Source organism: Pantoea sp. CFCC18179 (assembly GCF_059412405.1).
Map to the genome: position 1 here is coordinate 320461 of NZ_JBNBPM010000002.1, position 20779 is coordinate 341239.

Below are 20779 nucleotides of genomic sequence, written 5' to 3' on the forward strand. Positions count from 1 at the left end.
AACATCTCTTGCGCTGCATTGTTAATGCCATTACCCCATGGTTAACATGTGCAACAATAAATTTAGCGCATAATTTCTTTCCCGATACTCGCCCGGGAAATAATTTTGTGAGCAGTCTATTTATTGCCAGCAACGCTTTTCGTATCCCCGTCACAGAGCTATTTGCAGCGGATTAACCTTCTGTAATCACGTTCAACACCTGGCAAACGCAGTCTTCAGACATTTGCACTGATAGCGTTGATTTGCTGCATTCCTCTTTACGTTTCATCCTCTCCAGGATGCTGGAATTACCCCTTACGTTGCGAGATTCAATAAACCGTAATGCATATACAGCCCGGCAATGAACGATCTGCCGGTTAATTGGCGGGTGCATTCAGAAAAGCTCCGGTCAGCCCGCAAACAATCATGAAAACTTTTACTACGCTCAATCTATGCCCGGTGACAGCCGTTCTGTCATGTATTGTTTATGGAGAAGACGATGGAACTTACGAATGATACAGAGTTAAACAAACGCGTTTCGTGGGGCAGCATCATTGCAGGTGTGGTAACGGTGATGTCGATATCTTTGCTGCTGACGACTCTTGGAACAAGCCTTGGCCTGTCTATGCTCTCACCTCAGTCTGAAGATGTTATTAACGGAGCCGACAAAGCCGTCCTTATCTGGTCAGTCGTTTCGATCGTGCTGAGTCTCGCCTGCGGCGGTTTTGTAGCAGGCAGGCTGGCGGGCGTTGATGGAACATTACATGGCTTTCTTTCATGGGCCACCGCTTTGCTCGTGGCATCTGTGCTGGGTTTCGCTGCGGCGGGGGGCATCCTGCACATGGCTGGTAACGCCGTCGGTGCGGCAGCCTCTGCTGCGGGTTCTGCTGTTAGCGGACTGGGAAGCGCGGCCGGTAAAGCCGCTGGAATGACGGTAGATATGGGCAAAAATATTGCTGATAAGCTGGGCCTTGACACGCAGCTGTCGGACCAACAGACAGACAAGCAGGTTCTCGATGCACTGCGAAAAAGTAATATTAAAGAGCTTCAGCCCGACTATTTGCAGTCGCAGCTCAAAGCGGCAGGTGACGATCTTGCATCAGCAGTTAAAGATCTGGCCATAAACCCCGGCAATAGCGATGCAATATTGGGTGACCTGAGCAACAAGCTTAAATCGCGTGTGGATACCGTAAATAAAGGCGTAGACAGAAACGAGGTTAAAAAAGCGCTGGCAGATAACACACAGCTGACCCCTGAGGAAGCAGATAAAGCAGTTGATAACTTCATTCAGGCACGTGATCAGGCCGTTAAGGAAGTCAACGGACGCATGGAACAACTTGAGAACAAGCTTAACGAGGCCAAGGCCCAATATGCTGAATTTAAGAAGCAGGCTAAAGAGAAGGCTGATGCGGCAGCGCGTGCAGGCGCTAAAATCGCGCTCTGGTCATTCATCGGTTTACTGGCAGGTGCGATTGTCAGTTCGCTTGCCGGCTTGTGGGGAGTCAACACCCATCCTTCGAAGCGTCGGGTTCGCGCCTGACATCCGCTTGCTATGATATCGACATTTTGATTCCAGCTGATCATAACCGTAACCTGAACCAAAATTTCGGGGGCTTGCTGAAAGTTAAGTAAGCCCAGCTCACCATAAATGAGGTGAATTGAGTGGTAATAACGCGATGAAGTAACCAGATAATGTTTTGGGACTAATAATCTGAATGCTTAGATTCAGGGGGGGGGGTAAAGTCAATATCAAACTGATTCGTCATGCTTCAATTAGAAAAATCAGAGAGACAATTCAAACATATTTAGATTTTAACGCCGATATTCTGGCAAACACCTTTACCCTAATTGTTAATGGATAAAGGTGTTATAATTCACGGCTCATCAATGCGGGATGCTTCCAGATGCGCTGTATCCCCTTTACCAAATACCTTACCGCTGACGCGGATTTTGTCTTCAGCGCTGTAGGTTTTACCTCTGAATGCCGCAGCAGGTGCGTGAATATTTACCACTCCAGAGCTGTCCCGGAACTCGTAAACATCACTGCTGATTTTCTTAACAATATTCCCCTCAAGGGTGACATAGCCGCCCTGACGAAAGTCTTTAATGAGAGTCACTGGCGTTTCACCTGTATCTTCTGAACCTTTGTAGCCTGCGTCTTCTTTTTGCTGTGGCGGCGGAGTTTTACCGGATTCAAATCCGCCCTGTTCAGCATATGATGCAAAGCCAAGCGACAGCATGAATGCTACCAATAAAAATTTATTCATACCCGTTTCCTGTGTGATTTGTTCTGCTTAAGCCTGGCACAATTTGATAGATTTTTTACCCAAGGCGAAATTCTGTCTTCACGGGGACAAATATTTAATGGAATAAAAATAATGCGATGAACACCCGCCTGTTACATACCAAATTTGGAAGGAATATGAAATCACCATTCTGCCGCCTGGCTTGCATATTTATAATCTGGGTCCAGAATTAAATGTTGATGAGTTTAATTATCCTTAGCCAGCTTCAGAGGAAAATATGGGCAAGAAAATAGCTGTATTAATTACCGACGAGTTTGAAGATTCAGAGTTTACCTCTCCCGCAGAAGCATACGCCAGTGCAGGCCATGAGGTAGTGACCATTGAGATGCAGGCGGGTAAGATAATTAAGGGCAAGCAAGGCAAGGCTGAAGTCGTCATCGACAGGGACATTGGGCAAGTTAGCGCTGCTGAATTCGATGCGCTGCTGTTGCCAGGGGGACATTCACCTGATTCGCTGCGCGGTGACGACCGGTTTGTGAAATTCACTCATGAATTTGTCGCCAGCGGTAAACCTGTTTTTGCTATATGCCATGGTCCTCAGTTGTTAATCAGCGCCAACGCTGTGCGCGGTCGTAAAATGACTTCTGTTAAAGCAATAGCCATTGATCTACGCAATGCAGGAGCTAATTTTTATGATCAGGAAGTTGTGGTTGATGACGATAAACTTGTCACCAGCCGCACTCCTGAGGATTTACCGGCTTTTAATCGTGAAGCACTACGAATCCTGAACTCGATCTGATTACCATCAAAACATGTTATTGGGGGCTTAACGGCGGAGCAGCTGGCAGCCTCCAGTACATACAATTGTTATTTATGTTGAATATCAGTAAGTTAAGAAGATAACTAGGTTGGCATTTATCCCCTGCCTTACGCAAGCTGGCCAGATATCTTCAGGCTGACTTAGCCCCTATGTTCAGGCGGCCAAATTCACTAAACCACTACACAATATGAGTCAGTCCACGCTGAGCATTGACAAAGCGTCTTATTCTGCAGGGGATGTCATCTCAGTAACTGTTACGCTTAAAGACATAAGAGGCAAGGCAGTCACTGGTACTGTTCATACCACTCAGTTGGCGTTCATAAACTCCACAGATAGTAGAAATAATACACTTAAGGCAAGATTTGCACAGTCATCACTGAACTTTACCGCTGTTGCTGACGGTATTTACACTGGCACTTTTGTGGCGTCTGATACAACATCACAAGATGACCAATTGCTTCTGCAACTTTCCGGGTGGAACTCGCCATTAATTGCACCATTTTTTAAGGTGCATTAATACCGAACTATTCACGCCATAAGTAGTAATGCCCTCACTCAGCGGCATTAACGCTGGATCGCTTCTGACAAGCCCTGCGAGCATTTTTCGCAGGGCTTTTTATCGTAATCCGACCCAGCCGTCATTTAAGGGCAAAGATTTGACCTGCACTATGTGTGCGTAATTGCACCTGACTTGACTTCCATTTGCATTTTACTTGGCGACCGTTTGCAAAATACTTGACCATTGCCAACTAAAATTGGCGTATAGCTCGCATCTCATGACGAAGTCCGATCTGAACGGCAGCAGTGTGCCATAAGCGGACGTTCGGAGGAAGATACTCACAAACTTAGTGCAACCCGAAAAATCCGCTCATTAGTCTCTGCTGAGAAGACCATTATAGAGAAGTGACAAAACACGTTCTTTTATTTTTTCACGCTCTTTTAAATCCCTTCCACACAGTATTGCCCCAAGCATCGAAGATATGAGTGGGAAATCTTCAGCTATCAGGTCATGACGAAGATTCTCTTTTTTTAACCCTTCAGCAAGACACCTTTCTGCTGTGCTGACAAAACGCTCACGCGCGAGATTTGCCGCATTAGAATCTCTCCCAGTAGAGCGCCAGTATTCAGAGAGAACGGGGCTTGTTACAAGATTCTGTGCAATATGTTCGAGCAGTTCGCAGGTTGAATAAACGCTATCAGTCTCATTCTCTCTGAACTCCATTCTCGTAAGCGATCTGTCCAGTAATGCATTTAACAAAGCCTGTCTGTCTGGAAAATTTCGATAAAACGTTCCCGGCCCTACTCCGGCGCGCTCAGCAACCGATTCAAGCGGTGTACTGATCCCGCGGAGCGAAAATTCAATCTCTGCAGCATCAAGGAGTTTTTCCCGACGCTCGGCTGCATCTCGTCTCATAACTGGCCTCTAGTTAAATCATTACATTTGACAAAGTGGATCATTTCCTCCACTTTATGATTTTAAATTCGATTAAGCAAGTGAGGAACTATGTCTGACAATCATTCCCGTATTGTACTTGTTACAGGGGCCACAGGCATGCAGGGTGCCGGTGTGGTTAAAAACCTTATCTCCGGCGGTTATCATGTGCGTGCTCTTACCACTGATGCAGTCAGCAGTAAGGCTAAATTACTCCGTGATATGGGGGTTAAACTAGCTGAGGGCAGCTTTGAAGACCAGCCATCACTGGATCGAGCCCTACAAGGTGTAGAAGCAGTGTTTTCACTACAACTGACTGACCCTTCAGGCCAACATGCAGAGGTCATGCAATCTAAATCTCTGATCGAATCGGCGAAAAAAAGTGGGGTAAGACACTTTATTCAGACTACCGTTTCAGGAGCGGGTCAGCATGCAAATGCTGACTGGTTTAAATCGGATAAATGGTCCGCCAACTACTGGAATGACAAAATGGCGGTTCAGGATCAGGTCAGAAAGGCCGGATTTGAAAGGTACACAATCCTGAAGCCTGCACTGTTTATGGAGAACTTACTTCCTCCTAAAGCAGCGGGAATGTTTGTCGGCCTTGATTCAGGCCGCCTGATTTCCCGTGTGCCACCAGACGTAAGAATAGCCTGGATATCCTCAGAAACCTTGGGATACGCAGTGCGCTTTTCCTTAGAAAATCCCGAGGTCATGAATGGATGTGAACTTGAGCTGGCAGACACTCTGGCTACGCCAGTTGAGATAGCTGCAGAACTGGAGCAGATAACGGGACTTTCTGTGAAATATGAATATGCAGAATCTCAGGCCATGCTTGAAATGGGGTTCCGACCTGGCGTGATAAACTCCCAGGAATGGCAGTCTGAAGTCGGTTATCCGGCTTTACCCGAAATGGCCAACAGAGTGGGCATAAGCACCTTAACTTTCCACGAGTGGGCAACATTACACAAAGATAAGTTTGAAGTTTCATGAGTGACCTGAGACTCATTGCGTCCGCTTTTCGCTCAAAGCAGCCATTCAGTTACTCTTCAATGGCGATAAGGCCTCGACACAGGTCATTTAAAACTTTTTTAGGACTGCTCATTGTTCTTTTCTTTAACAGCTAAGGATACCTTCCTGCCTTGTAGCCTGTGTCGCAATCTTCTCAACTTTACGCATCCATAATTTCTCTAACCTTTCGCTAATGAGTCGCTGGGCATGAAACGCATGGTCGTAGGTGCTGACATCGCCAAAAACGTTATTAAGCTTCACTATGTGGATACTGAAACCGGAGAAGTGATCAATAAGGCGGTTAAACGCGCCTCGTTTCTGAGCTTCTTTCAGAACCGGGAATCCTGCCTGGTCGGTATGGAGGCCAGCGGCGGCGCGCATCACTGGGCGCGTCAGCTGAGCCTTCTGGTCACCAGGTCAAGCTGATGCCCGGAGCCTATGTGAAAGCGTTCAACATACGAAACAAAAATGATATGGCGGACGCTGAAGCCATCTGGCGCGCCGTTCAGCAGCCGGGTAAAGCCGTGGCGATCAAAACGGAGGCCCAGCAGGCGATGCTGGCCCTTCACCGGGTGCGGTTTCTCCTCGTCAAGTCCAGGCAGATGCAGGTCAATGAGCTGCACGGGTTGCTGGCTGAGTATGGCGAAATTATGCGTAAGGGAAGAGCGAGCCTTTTCAGCAGCATGCCTGATATTCTGGCACGTCTGGAAGTGCGTCTGCCTGGCGAACTGATTGAGACGCTGCGTGAGCAGCTGGCAGAAATTGAACATCTTGAGCAGAGGATCGCTGAACTTGAGCGACGGATCAAATCGCTCAGCAGAGACGATCCGGGCGTCAGGGCCATCAGCGCCATTCCCGGGGTTGGTTTCCTGACCGCCACGGCGGCCATTGCCGCCATGGGAAGTGCCGGTGCGTTTCGTTCCGGTCGGGAGTTCGCTGCGTGGATAGGGCTGGTCCCACGACAAACCGGCACGGGCGGCAAAGTTATCCTGAAGGGCATCAGCAAGCGCGGTGATAAATACCTGCGCAAGCTGCTGATCAACGGCGCGCACAGCGTTATCCAGAATGCGAATGAGCCGGGATCGTGGGTAACAGGTCTGCTCAGGAGGCGCCCTGTGAACGTGGCATCCGTCGCGCTGGCCAACAAAATGGCCAGAACCATCTGGGCGGTTCTGGCTCACAAGACGCCCTATACTAGAACGCCGCCGGACACGGTGTAGCGGTTCAAGAGCTCTTGCTTGATAAGTCTCCTGCGATTGCGCGGGTAGTCGTACGTAATGACAGACAGGTCGGACCGTGGCGCACTATACCTGAAAAAAGTATCGAACTCCGGGTTCGCAGAGGTAATGAGGCGTGCGCCAGCGGAATTCATTAGGGCCCGCATCAGCCCAAGCTGATGCAACAAGGCCGGATATATAACTGCAATCGCCTAACTGTCATCATCACCACTGTCCGGCATACGGGAGGTGCTCATATATATTTCTTGAACGATGCCGTAAGCACCGCCAGTGCCATTCCCAGCATCAGCGCTGCAGGCAGCAACAGCAGATTTGGGTACACCGCCGATGGCCACGAGAGATACACCATGCAGGGCACATAGAACGCAGGTTTTATGAAGCGTTTGGCGTGGTGATAAACAAAGCTGGATTCATATGCCGCACCATAGCGCCGCAGATCTCGCCGTCCCAGACCATCAACCATCGCGACCAGCACTACCATCAGAAACAGCGGTATCGATAGCACCAAAATCGTCACACGAATCAGCGTCACCACCGCGACATAAACTGTTGCCAGTAAATACTCCCGCAGTGCCGATGCCAGCCAGCGGCTACCGGCACTCAAACCGGAAGCGACTACATTCCCGCCGCTTTCCATTGCCTGATTTTGCTGGGCAATCCATCCCTGCAGGCCGCTATCGACAACCAGCCACTGATAAACCTGTGTTACCCAGGCAGTGACCGTTAACGTGGGCTGTGACAGCAGCAGGCTGCGCGTGAACTCAGTAGAGAGATAGTCGCTCTCGATCTGCATCACCTGCTGGCTATGTGCCGCGCCTTGTTCCGGCCAGAAGAACGCAATGCCGATGTACTCCATTACCAAGCTGAAAAACAGCGAAGCCAGCAGCATGCCGACCAGCTTCCACGGCCATCCCCATAACAGATTAAACAGAAAGCCATGCTCTTTAGGCTGCTGAACGCGTGCTGGCGATGCTGAAGAGTTTGGTGGCGGCATCATTCACCTCCCGGCGGTTCTACTCCAGCAGCACCAGACCACCACGCTTCACTGGTGCGGTAATTGCGGCGCATCTCAGCAGCGATCTTCTGCAAGCTTTCCGGCATCAAATCGGTTTTATCAGCAGCTGGCAGCGGCATACGAATCTTCCACAGCTGGCCGCCTTCCAGCAGGGCGAACGCCTGACCTTTGGGCAGGTTGATGATGTCAGCCGGAGTGAGCATCGGCGTTTTCACCATGCTCACGCGGTCCTGAGTGTTGGAGGTGAAATCGGTGCCTTGCTCCTGGTTGGTGATATCGGTGTAACCAGAAACCAGCGTCTTGGAATACACATCCACTTCAGGCAGCTGGCTGGTGAGCAGTTCGGCTGTGCGGTTCTCACGCACGCGCAGCATAATAAGCGTGTTGAAGTTGCCCGTAACCTGCGCGGCTTTTGCGCTACTGCCAATGCGCGCCTCGATGTCAGAAATCGTTTGGGTGTACGCCGTCACCTCAATGCCCGCGCCGCCGCCTTTGTTAATCAGCGGAATGAACTCATCGCCCATCAATTCATTGAACTCGTCGCAGTGCAGGCTGATCGGCAGCTTGCGGTCGCCATTTTCCGGCAAGCCGTCATTGATGCCATGCTTATAAATATGCCCCGCGATACTTACCAAATCAGCGAACATGCTGTTGCCAACGGCTGCGCCTACTTCACTGTCAGAGAGCGCATCCAGACCGACATAAACGATGCCGCGCTGGCGAATCACCTGTTGCCAGTCGAAAATTGGGCGTGGATCATCAAGGTCTTCATAGTCAGGTGAGAGCAGCGCCGCCGTTTTGCCGGTGGTGAGTTTTTCCAGCAGCGGCAGTAATGACGCGACGATTTTATCAAAGTAGGTTCGGTCATAACGTACTGCAGAGCGCAACCCTTCAAGGATGGGATCATAAAGCTTTTTACCAGCTTCAGAACTCAGCGCCAGCTCCATTGCCCAGATGCGCGTGGCGTTTGATTGCCCCTGCATATTACGCGGCAGATCTTTCTCCTTCAGCACATTGCTGCCATTCTCGATTTTGCTGCGCAGCTCCGGTAGATGTTTATCAACCAGATGTTCCACATAGCGTTGATAGAGCTCGCCAATGTTGGTGACGTATCGAAGGATCAGCGAGTAGTCGGGGCGTTGGCCAAGCGCAACCAGCGCGCGCGTCACGATGTTGACGAATCGCCAGGCGAACTCGCGAAACGCGGCGCTGTTGCCTTCAGCGCCTAATTGACCAGCGATGCGCGAAGCCACTTCCGACACACGCCCGAAGCGACCAACCGCGTTATAACGCGCTGAGATTTCTGGCCAGCCAAGATGGAAAACGTGGAAGTCATCCTGACGACCGGCGCGGTGCGCTTCTGCCCACATGCGTTTTAGCAAATCGGCATCGCCTTTGGGATCGAAGACGATGGTGATATTGCCGCGCCGAATATCCTGCGTAACCAGCAACTCTTCCAGGCGCGTTTTGCCAACGCGCGTGGTGCCAACCACTAACGTATGCCCAACGCGATCTTGGAGATCCATCGATACAGCACGCTCATTCGGTTCGATGCCATGCAGCGCCGGATTACCTCCAACCGGTGGAAGCGGGCGAACTGGGTTCAGTGGCGTATCGGCTGAAATTATTGATGACAGCCAGGGCATAGAATGCTCGCTCGCGCGTTCAAGCCTGCGCGCGTACTGATAGAGCTTCGCTGATTGAACATACTTTTCTACTTCTGGCCGCCGCGTATCGAGCAGGCGCTGAGTGTGTTTTTGCTGCCACAGAAAACCTTTCCCCAGGAACAGCCGGTGATTACTTACTGGCACCTGGCGACTGGTCATGACATAGCGCGGCAAGCGGCGGAGGTTTCTGCGATATCTGATCACCTGGAATCCCTGGCGGGCACGAACGGCGGCCAGTACCGCAAAGCCGGTCGCGGTGACATAACTAACCGATGGCGACAGCGCGACAGCCCAGGGCGCTGCAACGCAAACATAGCTGGCGGTGGCGGCTACCAGCGTGGTGTTGAACTCAACTGCAGGACGTAGTAGCGCTTCAATAACATAGCGATCGCTCATAGCAGTGACTCACTTTTGGCAGGATTCAGACCTGTTGAGTGCCGAGTGATGCAGATTGTGCCAGCACCAGTAAGCACGCAGCAGGGCCATAGAAAGGATGAAGAACAGTGGAAGGAGCATCAGCGCTGCATGGGGCATTCCATGCAATCCGGCGAATCCCATCACTGAGCTGAAACCTGCTGGCTCAGAGCATGCTCGGTGATCAGCACCGGGTAATGTTCCAACTTTAGGCGGCGCGCCAAATCGCTACCTGATACCGGTGCGAGCTGCAGAGCGGGCGCAATCTGGCGCAGCTGCTGCAAGGATGCCGAGCTGCTTACGTTTACCACCATCCCAACCGCACCACGATGGCTGAGCAGTTCAGCGTTTCGCGATAGCCATTCTTGCGATTGAGCATCATCGCCTACCAGAAACAGGGCACCAATTCCTGGCAGTTTCAGCGCGCGCGGCTCAATGATGCCGGGAGTGAGTTCAGGTGTTGCCACTGGCAACACTGAACCTTCACTGTAATCAGGTTGGATTGATGGCTGTTGCGGCTGAGGCTCAGCGTTAATTCCTTCATAGAACGGCGCTGCCGATTGACCGCCGAGATCTGCGATAACGTTGAGTTCTGCATGCGAGAGAAATGGCAACGCGACGATCGCGCCAGCCAGCATCAATTTGTTCATTGCTGCCTCCGGGGTTCTGTCCAGATGATTTCGGTTGAAGGTATTTTGTTACTCGCGATATTGGCGGGTGCCTGTGTTGTGATTGGACGAGGTTGAGCAGGCGAGAGGGAGGCCAACTTTTCGCTGACAATTTGCCGATAGCGCGCAGCCGGTTTGCCGCCAGCCGGATGGTGATAGCAGCCAGCCGCTTTTAACCAACTGCCGGGGCTGCGTTCCCAGCACTCGCGAAGAATGCGCGCCGCTGCGTTCAGGTTGATATAAGGATCAAACGCATCCCACGTTGAGCTGAAGCGATGGCCATTCCAGCCGAGATTGACCTGCGCGATACCGACATCGATTCTCTTTAGCGGATGGCTTTTCATAAACTGCTGCAGCGCCTGCCAGGCCGCTTGTCGGCTTTCATAACGGTAGCCTTTACCCGCGACGTTGATTGTCCAGGGCCAAGGGCGCGTGCCGTGTGGCAGCTTACGCGATGATTCAGCCAGCGCCAGTGAGTAAAGTGATTCAGCAGGAACGCCATGCTGCAGCGCGACTTTCTGATAACCCAGTGGCACGCTTTGCATGCTGGTTGACGCCACAGAACTGGCGGCACTCAACAACAAAGCAGCGGTTAGAATGCTGCGATATGCCATCCACTTTCCCCCTGCTGGAGAAGAACCGGCATGATGCCATTGCCATAGCGCATCCAGCGGCCTGCGTCGTGGTTCAGGGTGATACGGCGCTCGCGGACTAGCTCGGCGGGAATGCGGTGCTGCTGCGCCCAGTTACGGAGTTTCTGATCACTGCCTTCACTATCGACAAGATAGATATCAACGGGACGTTTATCGGCGAGAACGGCGGAGAGTCGGGCATCGCAACGCTGGCAATCTGCTTCGCGCACGAACAGCGCTAAGCGACCGCCTGAGTCATGTGCGATGCCTGCTGCGTTACCCGTGTTGACCGGTAGCATGTTGGGCATTAAGCGCTTCCAGGCCGCATCAACTTCGCGCTGGAATTTGAGCTCTTTTTCGGTGCGCTCGTACTCCTGTTTTACCCACAGTTCTGCGTAATGGCGGCGCTCGGCGTCGTTGCGGGCTTCAATTCCTAAAACACTAATCGGATCTAAATTGGGTGATTGAATACCTCGCAATCCTCTCTTCAAATACTCAAGTCTTCCGAGTTCAACTTTACTCAAATCCAATGTAGAGCTATGTTCAGTACCGATTTCTTCAGGGTTTGTTAATTTTACACTGGAGTTTAACTGGCTAGTTATTTCATTGGAAAAAGAGGTCTTAGGTATTATCAACAAAGTGAGAAACGTGAAAATAAAATTGTACATGTACTTCTTGTTTTTTTGGTTTTCACTATTGTGCTTCATAAATTCTCCTTTGGTAAAAAAAACACCATTGGATTATCTAACTAGAAAGTTTAAATCGTTATCAATAATCAAAATCTTAACTAAAAAATTAAAGCGACGTTCAAAGTAATATTCATTAAAAGCACTAAAACAGCACGTAAATGTTAAGTTTCCAGCATGGTTATCATTGGGCTTGCATTAGGGGCTTTGGCATATATTGTTGATTTTATTATAATTTGCCTCTTTTGCATAAGTGTAAAAAAATTTCAATTGATTACTTTTCCATAAGATTAGAAAATGGTGAGAAACCCACTAAAACAAACTTCACTCTAAAAAGGGAATTAATTAAAATGATTGAATGGATAAAAAAAGATAACGCAAAGAACGCGATAGTATTCATACATGGATTGAAAGGTGGAAGTAGTACATGGAATTATAATGATGTGATTTCTTTCCCTAATTTGCTTGCGGAAGATGAAGATTTGGGGAATTCATTTGACATAGCTTGTTGTGAGTATTTTACAAACTTCACAAATACCTATGGGAAAGCCCGGAACCTTTTTGCAAGGATGTTTAAATCAATCACAAAAAAAGAAATAAACCTTCCTGTAGACGAGTTATCTGAGTTATTGGTTGCTGAGTGTCAAATAAACTTATCTCAATATCACAACGTCATATTTGTTGCGCATAGTATGGGCGGTTTAATAGCTAAGTCATGTATTCTAAAAATGATTGAAAGAGATATTAAGCCAAACATTTCGGGTTTCGTATCTCTCGCAGTTCCTCATTCGGGAGCTGAAGTAGCCTCATGGGGCAGTATGATTTCATCTAATGTGCAACTCGGAGATTTAAGTGTTTTTAGTAAAGAAACAGACTTATTGAATCGCCGCTGGGCGGCTTTAGTGAAGCTACCTGAAACAAAATACTTATATGGAAGCTATGATACTTATGTTGTTAAACAAAGTGCCATTCCTGTTCAAGTATCAGCTAAAGAATCGATAGCAGTTCAAGAAGATCATATATCAATTTGCAAACCTCAAGATAGGGATGCAAATGTTTATCTTTTAGTTAAAAGATTTGCCTTAGATATTAATAAGAAATCGAGCCTGTTATTATCGGAAAATGAGTTCAAAGATGAAAAACAGTACGATAAGGAATTTTTTGTACTAAAAATGATATTGGCAGATGTACACAGTGATATTGCTAATCATGCGAAAGAATATTATTACAATGCGGAACTGGCAAGAAACGTTTTCACAAGCGATCGTGATCGTGAAATTTTAAGTGGCTTGTACCGAAAAATAAGAGAAATCTATCAAACACAATACCATAATTCCATAGCTAACCAGAGTTCAGCAAACCATTTATTAGCTTCGGTCAATAAAAGAATTGAGGATGAAGATAGAGGCAAGTTGATTTCTTTGTTGGAAACGCTAGACAGCGTTCATAAAAAGGGAATGCTTCATCAATTAGCGAACAAACTTGATAAAGACATAATATGGTCTCCAGACACATCTATTGATTCACTTGGAGTTCTTAAGGAAGAAAAATGAACGCATTGCCATTTATTCCTCTAGATGAAGAGGTGAATCTTAATATAGCTATTTTAATTATCATTCTATCTACGCTAAGTAAAAATAAAAATGGCGTTTTTTTGCTGGATAAAAATAAAATACAAATATTTATGTATTTAATAAAGAATCCATCAAAGCTAGAAGACATCCTACTCTTGACAGGAAAAAAATCAGCTCCTATTGCTATGGAAGAGACATTTACAATGAAAAGCTTATCATTAAATGTTGATATGCTTTTTGATTCTATGAAGGTAAAGTCTTTGCTAAAAAAATTAGCCTTGCTTGGAATGTTGAATGTTTCAAAAGTTGACGGTGTATCATTTTTTTCATTGACTGAATACGGAGAGGGAATTTATCAAGAGTTAGATGGCGAATTCTTCTTGAAAATAAATAAACTAGCGAAAAACATAGATAAAATAAAATCACTTACATCTGGGAAGTTAAACTCACTTTTAAATGAAGTTTTCAAGGTGTCAAAATGAAATCATATTTGAGAATTGAAAGATTAATCCTTGTTGGTATTAGAAAAAATTACGAGGTTAAATTCGAAAATGGATTGAATATTATTCATGGTGACTCTGATACAGGTAAATCCAGCATACTCGAATTCATCAACTATCTACTTGGATCAAGTAAAATAGAACTCGCTGACGAAATGATATCCTCTGTTTCGTATGCAGCCCTTGAAGTTATTATTAATGATACTCCATACACTATTGTCCGAGATATATTTAAACCATTAGATTATATTGAGGTTTATCAATGTGGTTTTGAAAAGCGTGAAAGCTTTATATCAAGAAAATATTCACCTAACTTCTCAGCTAGTTCTGCTCCAGATGGGATTTTTTCTGACTTCCTAATGGACGCTCTTGATTTCCCTAGACTAAACCTCAAGGTTTCGCCAACACAGGCTAACAGTCAGTTTCGAAGGTTAAGTTTTAGAAATATTATGAAATTCGCCTACGTAAATCAAGATGACATGGGCAGTAAAAACTTACTTGGCTTAGGTGATTGGGCAAAATATACGTATACTAAAGAAGTTTTCAAATATATGTATAATGTTCTCGATACTGACATTTCTGATGTTGAAATGCTGCTTTCCGCAAAAAGATCAGAGCTTCAGTCATTAAAGAAGAAATATGAAAATGTCTCTGAGTTCTTAAGGGAAACAGGGTACGAAAGTATTCCTTCATTAGATGATGCAATAGAGGAATGTGATGTTTTACATGAATCCATAAGACATGAATTGGATTCAATAAATGCCAATATGTTGGCAAATTCTGATAATTATAAAGAACTAAAGACTTATCATTCTGAATTTAATTTAAAGCTAAAAGTCACTTTAAAGTCCATTGATGATCTTGAGCGAAAGAGAGAGCAGTATTTGCGTTTGCGTAATGACTACTCTAATGACATTGAAAAGATTAAAGCCATACATTTAGCCAATAAAAAAATAGGTTTATTAAAAAATGTTAAATGTAATTGTCCAGTTTGTGATAATTTAATTATTCTTGAGTCAACCGATGGCGGTTATGTTAAGTCTAAATCTGAAGCTCTGGATGAAGAGTTAATGTCTCTCATAAAAAGGGAGAAATCCTTAGAGGAACTCATTTATTCGTTATCCGGTGAGCAAAAAGAGCTTTTGATAGCTAAGGCTAAACTTGAGGTGGATTTGCTAAAAGTAAGTGAAATGATTGATACGGAAACAGCTGGGTTTGTTACTCCTTACCTAACTCAACGTGACTCCTTATTGAAAGAAATGACTTCAGTTAGTAAAAAAAGAGAAAGTTTAGTTGCAAGTCTAAGGGTTAGAAATCATCAACAAGATCTTTTATCAAAGCAAAATACAATATCTGATAATATTTCCACCATTACTGACAAACTTGAGTTGTTAAGAGAGAAAGCCCCTAGCATTGATGGTGTCTTATCATACTTAGCTGATGAATTAATGGGGTTTCTAACAAATGTCAAAATAAAAAATAGAAAGGAAATAGGAATAAACAATAAACATTTCTCTCCAATTGTTAGAGGTAGGGAGTACTTTAATATTACCTCTGGTGGTTTAAGAACCATCATTACAATTGGCCACATGTCATCCATATTGAAAAGTTCAGTTGATAACGAGGTGAATCATCCAAGATTTCTTTTGCTTGATACAATTGGTAAATATTTGGGGAAAAACCTCAAGGATAAATATGTCGAGCATACGGATTTAAGAGATGATGTACAAGAGGGGGTGTCAGATCCGGAAAAATATGAAAATATTTATAACTCCTTAATCGAAATATGCAATTATGCAGAGAAGAAAAAGTGTCCATGTCAAATTATTGTCGTTGACAATGATGTGCCGGACTCTTTATCGGAAAGGCTTAAGACAATCACAGTTGCTCATTATAGCTCTAAAAAAGAAAATGATTTGCCTGTTGGTCTTATTGACGACATTAATTATGGTGATGCCTAGAAAAAGCCCCAAAGGGGCTTTAGTTTAGAAAGAGTTCTTAGCATAGGTCTTTTGGTCGTTATCAACTTTGGGCGGGGATGATTCTGATTTCTCCGCTTTATAAACCATCACCTGACCAATCTTGATCCAATCGACCTTAATCAATCTGGCTTTCAGGCTAACCCGCTGTTCGCCTGCATGATCACCTTTGTTGAGCGTGAAAATGTCAGACGTTAGGTTACTGAGAGTAAACCCAAGCAGCACTTTCTGGTCCTCATCAACGGCTTTCTGGCAACGGCTTATAAGATCCGTTGCTTCCTTACCGGCGACTGTGGCATCAAAGCGCACATAGGTAGGGTTGTCAGTGGGGCCGCTCAGCGCATTAATCACTACGCAGAGGAAACTGCCAGTGAGGGTTTCAATTCTGCGAATGTTGCTCAGATAACCCAGGCCCTTGATGTTGAGATTGAAGTATTCAGCTTTGGTAGATGTCGTATTGGCGTTGTTTGCAGCGTTATTGGTAGTGGTAGCAGTCATGATGTTTACTCCAGGAGTGGGAAATAGTGACGGAGAAACATTCATCCCTGACGGATAAATGCTTTCCGTCAGGAAGCGCGGATAGCTATGCCGCGCTGGCTGGTCAGTACAAAGAACCTCATCTCACAGGTGATATCCGCATTAAGAGGTTGAGCGGATCGACCACTGCAAAAGCAGCACTTCTCTCAGGTCATGAAGTTTTAGATGGCAACCGCGTAAGCGTTTCTCTCAGGCTGCTGAAACATTGGCTGGTTGTTGAGACAACAACAATAATGCCGTTCCAGTGTCCTGCCGCTAAAAGCGGACGTCAGCGATAAAGTAGTTTTGCGGAGATGAAAATAAAAAAGCGCCAGCAATTGCCAGCGCTCAGGGCCTGCACGCAGACCGGTGGTGTATTCGTTACTCCGGGAGTTGAAGCTCCGGCGCGGTTTTCACGGAGGGCGTGCGCCTTACAGACCAAATCGGATGTGCGGTGATTTGCCTGCCGGACTGATGATTTTCTGTCCCCGTAAAAGACATCCAACCATCCCGCAGTCACGGGGTGCTACATCGAAGCCTGTTAACATTATCAGATAGGAAACAGGGTTTAAAGTTTTCAAAAAACAATGAAATAATCTTGCTTTAAAAATGAAACTGACAGTGGACAATCCATTGTGCTAAATGTACGTTATGGTTGTCTTTATAAAGCTACCATTACAAACTACTTCTTACGACTCCCAAACCTAATCTAGGTGGTTGATTTAATTAATTTAAAGCACATGGCTATGCTTTAGGTTTCAATAATTTTAATTAAGGATTGTACGGCATGAGTTGTTTAGAACAATTACCAGCTGATAAAAAAAAGAGTTTACTTTCATCTATTTTCTCTAAAAGTTATTTCTTATGGATAGGTTCTGGGTTTTCATATAACTTTGGCTATCCGTCATGGGGAAGTGTTTTAGATGAAGTTGGAAAAAAAATTAAATACCCATTCAAATTAAATACTACTCAACCGCTACGTGCTGCAGAATTACTTCTCTCATATTCAAGAAGTGAATCAGGGCTAGATGAGTATCATTTTAATTCATTGATTGCTCAATCTATTTCAGATTTACGTACTACCTATAAAGAGCCAAAGTGGCTTAAAAGATTTAAGTTATTTACTCCAAATGTGATTGTAACGACTAATTGGGACTCTGTGCTTGAGGAGATCTTTGACTATATTCCCAATAAAATAATAAGGAAGGATCCATTTCCTAAAGTTTCTACTAAAGGGAGGAATATCTTCAAAATTCATGGTGACATGGGGAAGCCTGAATCTATTGTGGTATCTCAAAGCCAATATTTTTCGTTCCAACGTGAAGATACATATTTAAATAGAAAGATTTATACGCTATTTTCAGAAATGTCTCCAATTTTTATTGGATATAGTTTATCAGATCCAAATATTGGATTTTTATATGAAGAGGCGCTAGCTCATTTAGGTGATAACAGCCCCCCTGCATTTATGGTTATTCACTCTGAAGTTGAGGATGAAGTATTCAACGAAACCAAGTATTTATTTAAAACAAAAAATATACATCTGATTAAATCCTCAATCGAGGATTTTCTGCATGATTTAGCAGAGGAGTATAAAAAATTCAAAGATACACCAAGTCGGTTTGAACTCGAGCATGAGAGTATCATTGATAAATTAAAAGTAATTATGGGTACTGTGGTTAAAGGAAAAAAATACCCTGCTGAAGATCTGAAAGCGCAATTCAAAAAGAAAGAGTCGAGCGATGCTTTAATTAAAGCCATTGTTGAAATAATGAACAACCCGATACTTTACATGAATTTTGATGGGAAGTTGTTGTCACCCGACAATATAATTCCATATAGGGAGCTTGATTCACTTGTAGGGATTATAATAACAATTATTAATGAGCATGGATATCCTGACGAGCATACAAGACTAGCATTTTATGACGCTGTTTTAAAAATGTGTACAAAGACTAGTGGGGTATGGGATTTCAATTATGCTGCTATACCATTTGAAAATATATTGAAGTTGCATCCTGTAAAAGATAGTAAACCTTATAATGAAAAATTAGACCATATTATCGGCATTCTACGTTGGTCATCTCCTTCAGAGATAGGAAAGTGTTGGGCAACTTGGAGTATATTTGAAAAAAGAATTGATTGGCTTAGTAACAATGAAATCGGAGATATAATCCATCGACTGGAAAGTGATGGGGATTTATCTTACAGGTCAACCGATAAAAGATGGCTTTTGGAGTTAAAAAAAGCCAAAGATATAAATGATATACAGAAAAGAAGGATTGATGATTTATTGAGTTAATTTCAATGGCCACATCAGTATTATCTGGTGTGGCATTTTTTTGAAATGGTTAATAAATCATGCAATCCTATCAATAACAATTTTTAACTTTGAATGCATAATGAATTTAATACTTCTTAGGTGAAAAAGTTGAGAGCACTTTTCCCGTCATCACCTCCAGATCAACGTCGCCCAGCAACTTGACGGCTTCGCTGGCAATCGCCGTCTTCTGCTCTAGGTCGGCGCGCGTTACGGCGAACGAACGGTAATGCTGCGCGACGCCATACACTTTGCGCACCAGATGGCCGCCATTACTGAGCATTTCATCGCGCTCTTTGCCGCTGATCAGGCCGTAATGGGATGCCTGAAACACCTTCATCGCCAGTTGATCGTAGCCAACCAGCAGCCATACGCAGCGATAACCCAGCGGCGTGCGACTGAACACGCCAATATTGAGCGGCGACACCGAGGACACATCCGTCAATGAGATCCGAGCGGGGATAGCTTTGAGCGTCGCCTCCAGCTCATCCACTAACTTCTGTATCTCTGTGGTCGCCAAATCCAGCGCGTTTTCCAGCTTCAACAGCGCCATATCTGCAAAAGGATTGTCGCCTTCAGCGTCACGGCTCATCAAACCGGCGCGCTGAATCACACGCGGCATGCTGAGTATTTGTGGTCTGCCGCGTTCACGCAGGTCATCAGGTTGGCGTTTGCGGCCTTCCCATAGTCGAATCGCATAATGCGAGTGCAGTTCAATGGTCAAAGAGGAGCGTAACGCGCCTGCTTTGGCCGTATCGGTTTCGTTCTTTTCTTCAGCCATTTCCCACTCCATATAGTTGATGATGCTTCGCCAGTTTTCAGGAGCGTTGAGGCAACATCTATCGTAAAACCATTCACACAAATGCCAGTTATCTGGCTCGCTAGCTGTTCAGCCGCTGCCTTATCGATTGCACAATCCCGGCAATGTCAGCAGCGGAGCTAGCAGATCTCGTCGTTGGTTCAGGATGTGCCTGTTTGGCCGGTGCAGTGACATACGGCGAATTAGCAACGTGGGTGAACTGACCGGTTCTCGCTTTTTTGATGATCGTCAGTAGCCAGCCGGTTGGGTTCTGGATTGAACCGGCATCGAGATTATGGCCAAGTTGGTGAAGCAGTTGCTGTGACTGTTCAGCGGGCAAAGCAGCCAGTCGCTGCTCCAGCATGGCAATATCTTTCTGGCTGAAGCGCTGCCGGTGGCGTTCGGGGATGATTTCCGATGTTGGCACAGCCGGTGTATACGTGTTTTTTTTCACACCTTGTGTAAAACAACGTACGTTACCGTTCGGATTCCGAACTCCGGGCCGAAGCCTTGGTATCAGCGAGGGTTCGGAAACCGAACTCAGTGAATTTGAATGCGCCGGTATGCTGGGTTCGGCTTCCGAACTCGGCGTTTTTATACCCGGTTCGGAAACCGAATCCGGGGAAGAGAGCTTCCTGGTTATGGCCATTTCCTGCGGCGTTTGTGGCTTGCCCAGGCGGTTTTCTATCTGACTGATATGACTTTTACAGTGACGCATCTGCGGGTCATTTTTGATTTCATCCAGCACCTGCAATGCGGTTTGCTTGATGGTTTTATTGCTGCTGCGGCATGCTTCAGCGACGGTATCGAGCCATGCCGGGTCCATGATTTCGGCGTCACAGCAGGTTAGCGGTTCGTCGTGTTGCGCATAGATATTGCCGCGTACGCGTCCCTGATCGTCGCGAACGCGCTTGCACAGGCTGAGCCAGCCAGTGAGTCGTAACATCAGCAATACGCGGCTGACCGTCTCACGCGACGCCTTGCCTTTGTGCGGGGAAGCAAGCTGCAGCTGCAGCTCGTCATAGCTGGGAAATACTGCGCCGTGATTCTGCTGTGCGTACAGCCTGATCATCATCCACGCCATTTTATCGAGCGGTGAGAGCCGCGTATCAAGCAGCAGCTGACGCGGGTACGCATCCTGTACATTGCCGAGATACAGCAAACCGCTGCGCAACTGCGAGACGCCATCGTCACTGGATTTTTCCGCCAGGCGCGCCTGCATTTTTTCCATCGTGAAAGCGATTAAGCTGTCAGAGGGGAGATTCATGTCATTTCCTTTTGCC

Annotated in this window: 19 protein-coding genes and 1 pseudogene; 10 read left to right on the forward strand and 10 right to left on the reverse strand. The window is 46.1% G+C overall.

From position 1 onward, the window contains the following. The first annotated feature begins 478 nt into the window (after positions 1–478). On the forward strand, positions 479–1519 hold the full coding sequence (locus ACPUC7_RS06110) for a CAP-Gly protein (RefSeq protein ID WP_494922159.1): 1041 nt from the start codon (positions 479–481) through the stop codon (positions 1517–1519). Positions 1520–1853: 334 nt separating this feature from the next. On the opposite strand, the gene ACPUC7_RS06115 is transcribed toward ACPUC7_RS06110, so the two are convergent. Further along, positions 1854–2246 carry a YgiW/YdeI family stress tolerance OB fold protein gene (locus ACPUC7_RS06115; protein ID WP_494922160.1) on the reverse strand — a complete coding sequence of 131 codons (393 nt, stop codon included), beginning with the start codon at positions 2244–2246 and terminating at the stop codon, positions 1854–1856. A gap of 256 nt (positions 2247–2502) precedes the next feature. Between ACPUC7_RS06115 and ACPUC7_RS06120 the strand changes: the two genes are divergently transcribed. Both ACPUC7_RS06120 and ACPUC7_RS06125 read left to right on the forward strand, forming a co-directional pair. Then, a complete protein-coding gene (locus ACPUC7_RS06120) occupies positions 2503–3024 on the forward strand; it encodes a type 1 glutamine amidotransferase domain-containing protein (RefSeq protein ID WP_494922161.1) in 522 nt (173 codons plus the stop codon). 208 nt (positions 3025–3232) lie between these two features. Further along, positions 3233–3562 (forward strand): hypothetical protein, encoded by a 330-nt coding sequence (locus tag ACPUC7_RS06125; protein WP_494922162.1) that lies wholly within the window; start codon positions 3233–3235, stop codon positions 3560–3562. A 354-nt stretch (positions 3563–3916) separates the two neighbouring features. Here ACPUC7_RS06125 and ACPUC7_RS06130 read toward each other — a convergent pair whose 3' ends face one another. Continuing rightward, a complete protein-coding gene (locus tag ACPUC7_RS06130) occupies positions 3917–4459 on the reverse strand; it encodes a TetR/AcrR family transcriptional regulator (protein ID WP_494922163.1) in 543 nt (180 codons plus the stop codon). A gap of 90 nt (positions 4460–4549) precedes the next feature. On the opposite strand from ACPUC7_RS06130, the gene ACPUC7_RS06135 reads away from it, so the two are divergent. Then, on the forward strand, positions 4550–5470 hold the full coding sequence (locus ACPUC7_RS06135) for an NmrA family NAD(P)-binding protein (RefSeq protein WP_494922164.1): 921 nt from the start codon (positions 4550–4552) through the stop codon (positions 5468–5470). Between the two features lie 225 nt (positions 5471–5695). Then, a pseudogene (locus ACPUC7_RS06140) lies at positions 5696–6708 on the forward strand (IS110 family RNA-guided transposase). Positions 6709–6958: 250 nt separating this feature from the next. Here the strand turns inward: ACPUC7_RS06140 and ACPUC7_RS06145 are convergent. The 5 genes from ACPUC7_RS06145 to ACPUC7_RS06165 form a co-directional block, all read right to left on the reverse strand. Next, positions 6959–7720, reverse strand: a complete 762-nt coding sequence (locus ACPUC7_RS06145) for a TIGR03747 family integrating conjugative element membrane protein (RefSeq protein WP_494922384.1) — start codon at positions 7718–7720, stop codon at positions 6959–6961. Further along, on the reverse strand, positions 7720–9804 hold the full coding sequence (gene traD, locus ACPUC7_RS06150) for a type IV conjugative transfer system coupling protein TraD (protein WP_494922165.1): 2085 nt from the start codon (positions 9802–9804) through the stop codon (positions 7720–7722). The genes ACPUC7_RS06145 and traD overlap by 1 nt, the downstream gene beginning before the upstream one ends. Before the next feature lie 161 nt (positions 9805–9965). After that, positions 9966–10472, reverse strand: a complete 507-nt coding sequence (locus ACPUC7_RS06155; RefSeq protein WP_494922166.1) for an integrating conjugative element protein — start codon at positions 10470–10472, stop codon at positions 9966–9968. Then, positions 10469–11104: a transglycosylase SLT domain-containing protein gene (locus ACPUC7_RS06160; protein WP_494922167.1), complete on the reverse strand. Its 636-nt coding sequence runs from the start codon at positions 11102–11104 to the stop codon at positions 10469–10471. The genes ACPUC7_RS06155 and ACPUC7_RS06160 overlap by 4 nt, the downstream gene beginning before the upstream one ends. Beyond that, the gene (locus tag ACPUC7_RS06165) at positions 11083–11829 is read right to left on the reverse strand and encodes a TIGR03759 family integrating conjugative element protein (RefSeq protein WP_494922168.1); all 747 of its coding nucleotides are present in this window, start codon (positions 11827–11829) and stop codon (positions 11083–11085) included. The genes ACPUC7_RS06160 and ACPUC7_RS06165 overlap by 22 nt, the downstream gene beginning before the upstream one ends. Before the next feature lie 329 nt (positions 11830–12158). Between ACPUC7_RS06165 and ACPUC7_RS06170 the strand changes: the two genes are divergently transcribed. From ACPUC7_RS06170 to ACPUC7_RS06180, 3 genes are read left to right on the forward strand one after another with little or no spacing between them, the layout of a single operon-like run. Further along, positions 12159–13361, forward strand: a complete 1203-nt coding sequence (locus ACPUC7_RS06170; RefSeq protein WP_494922169.1) for an ABC-three component system protein — start codon at positions 12159–12161, stop codon at positions 13359–13361. After that, on the forward strand, positions 13358–13864 hold the full coding sequence (locus ACPUC7_RS06175) for an ABC-three component system middle component 4 (protein WP_494922170.1): 507 nt from the start codon (positions 13358–13360) through the stop codon (positions 13862–13864). The genes ACPUC7_RS06170 and ACPUC7_RS06175 overlap by 4 nt, the downstream gene beginning before the upstream one ends. Beyond that, on the forward strand, positions 13861–15843 hold the full coding sequence (locus tag ACPUC7_RS06180; RefSeq protein ID WP_494922171.1) for an exonuclease SbcC: 1983 nt from the start codon (positions 13861–13863) through the stop codon (positions 15841–15843). The genes ACPUC7_RS06175 and ACPUC7_RS06180 overlap by 4 nt, the downstream gene beginning before the upstream one ends. A 24-nt stretch (positions 15844–15867) precedes the next feature. Here the strand turns inward: ACPUC7_RS06180 and ACPUC7_RS06185 are convergent, their stop codons facing one another. Further along, positions 15868–16359, reverse strand: a complete 492-nt coding sequence (locus ACPUC7_RS06185) for an STY4534 family ICE replication protein (protein WP_494922172.1) — start codon at positions 16357–16359, stop codon at positions 15868–15870. A 26-nt stretch (positions 16360–16385) separates the two neighbouring features. Between ACPUC7_RS06185 and ACPUC7_RS06190 the strand changes: the two genes are divergently transcribed. Then, the gene (locus ACPUC7_RS06190; RefSeq protein ID WP_494922173.1) at positions 16386–16676 is read left to right on the forward strand and encodes a hypothetical protein; all 291 of its coding nucleotides are present in this window, start codon (positions 16386–16388) and stop codon (positions 16674–16676) included. A gap of 488 nt (positions 16677–17164) precedes the next feature. After that, positions 17165–18679 carry an SIR2 family NAD-dependent protein deacylase gene (locus tag ACPUC7_RS06195; protein WP_494922174.1) on the forward strand — a complete coding sequence of 505 codons (1515 nt, stop codon included), beginning with the start codon at positions 17165–17167 and terminating at the stop codon, positions 18677–18679. A gap of 106 nt (positions 18680–18785) precedes the next feature. Here the strand turns inward: ACPUC7_RS06195 and ACPUC7_RS06200 are convergent, their stop codons facing one another. After that, positions 18786–19478, reverse strand: a complete 693-nt coding sequence (locus ACPUC7_RS06200) for a PFL_4669 family integrating conjugative element protein (protein WP_494922175.1) — start codon at positions 19476–19478, stop codon at positions 18786–18788. Positions 19479–19578: 100 nt separating this feature from the next. After that, positions 19579–20763: an STY4528 family pathogenicity island replication protein gene (locus tag ACPUC7_RS06205; protein WP_494922385.1), complete on the reverse strand. Its 1185-nt coding sequence runs from the start codon at positions 20761–20763 to the stop codon at positions 19579–19581. Positions 20764–20779: the final 16 nt, after the last annotated feature.

Bases quoted from the DNA above. Each gene is read 5' to 3' on its own strand.
- ACPUC7_RS06130 (WP_494922163.1), bottom strand. From the start codon at position 4,459: ATGAGACGAGATGCAGCCGAGCGTCGGGAAAAACTCCTTGATGCTGCA.
- ACPUC7_RS06135 (WP_494922164.1), top strand. From the start codon at position 4,550: ATGTCTGACAATCATTCCCGTATTGTACTTGTTACAGGGGCCACAGGC.
- ACPUC7_RS06185 (WP_494922172.1), bottom strand. From the start codon at position 16,359: ATGACTGCTACCACTACCAATAACGCTGCAAACAACGCCAATACGACA.
- ACPUC7_RS06145 (WP_494922384.1), bottom strand. From the start codon at position 7,720: ATGCCGCCACCAAACTCTTCAGCATCGCCAGCACGCGTTCAGCAGCCT.
- ACPUC7_RS06180 (WP_494922171.1), top strand. From the start codon at position 13,861: ATGAAATCATATTTGAGAATTGAAAGATTAATCCTTGTTGGTATTAGA.
- ACPUC7_RS06165 (WP_494922168.1), bottom strand. From the start codon at position 11,829: ATGAAGCACAATAGTGAAAACCAAAAAAACAAGAAGTACATGTACAAT.
- ACPUC7_RS06125 (WP_494922162.1), top strand. From the start codon at position 3,233: ATGAGTCAGTCCACGCTGAGCATTGACAAAGCGTCTTATTCTGCAGGG.
- ACPUC7_RS06200 (WP_494922175.1), bottom strand. From the start codon at position 19,478: ATGGCTGAAGAAAAGAACGAAACCGATACGGCCAAAGCAGGCGCGTTA.
- ACPUC7_RS06160 (WP_494922167.1), bottom strand. From the start codon at position 11,104: ATGGCATATCGCAGCATTCTAACCGCTGCTTTGTTGTTGAGTGCCGCC.
- ACPUC7_RS06195 (WP_494922174.1), top strand. From the start codon at position 17,165: ATGAGTTGTTTAGAACAATTACCAGCTGATAAAAAAAAGAGTTTACTT.
- ACPUC7_RS06115 (WP_494922160.1), bottom strand. From the start codon at position 2,246: ATGAATAAATTTTTATTGGTAGCATTCATGCTGTCGCTTGGCTTTGCA.
- ACPUC7_RS06155 (WP_494922166.1), bottom strand. From the start codon at position 10,472: ATGAACAAATTGATGCTGGCTGGCGCGATCGTCGCGTTGCCATTTCTC.
- traD (WP_494922165.1), bottom strand. From the start codon at position 9,804: ATGAGCGATCGCTATGTTATTGAAGCGCTACTACGTCCTGCAGTTGAG.
- ACPUC7_RS06205 (WP_494922385.1), bottom strand. From the start codon at position 20,763: ATGAATCTCCCCTCTGACAGCTTAATCGCTTTCACGATGGAAAAAATG.
- ACPUC7_RS06120 (WP_494922161.1), top strand. From the start codon at position 2,503: ATGGGCAAGAAAATAGCTGTATTAATTACCGACGAGTTTGAAGATTCA.
- ACPUC7_RS06110 (WP_494922159.1), top strand. From the start codon at position 479: ATGGAACTTACGAATGATACAGAGTTAAACAAACGCGTTTCGTGGGGC.
- ACPUC7_RS06170 (WP_494922169.1), top strand. From the start codon at position 12,159: ATGATTGAATGGATAAAAAAAGATAACGCAAAGAACGCGATAGTATTC.
- ACPUC7_RS06175 (WP_494922170.1), top strand. From the start codon at position 13,358: ATGAACGCATTGCCATTTATTCCTCTAGATGAAGAGGTGAATCTTAAT.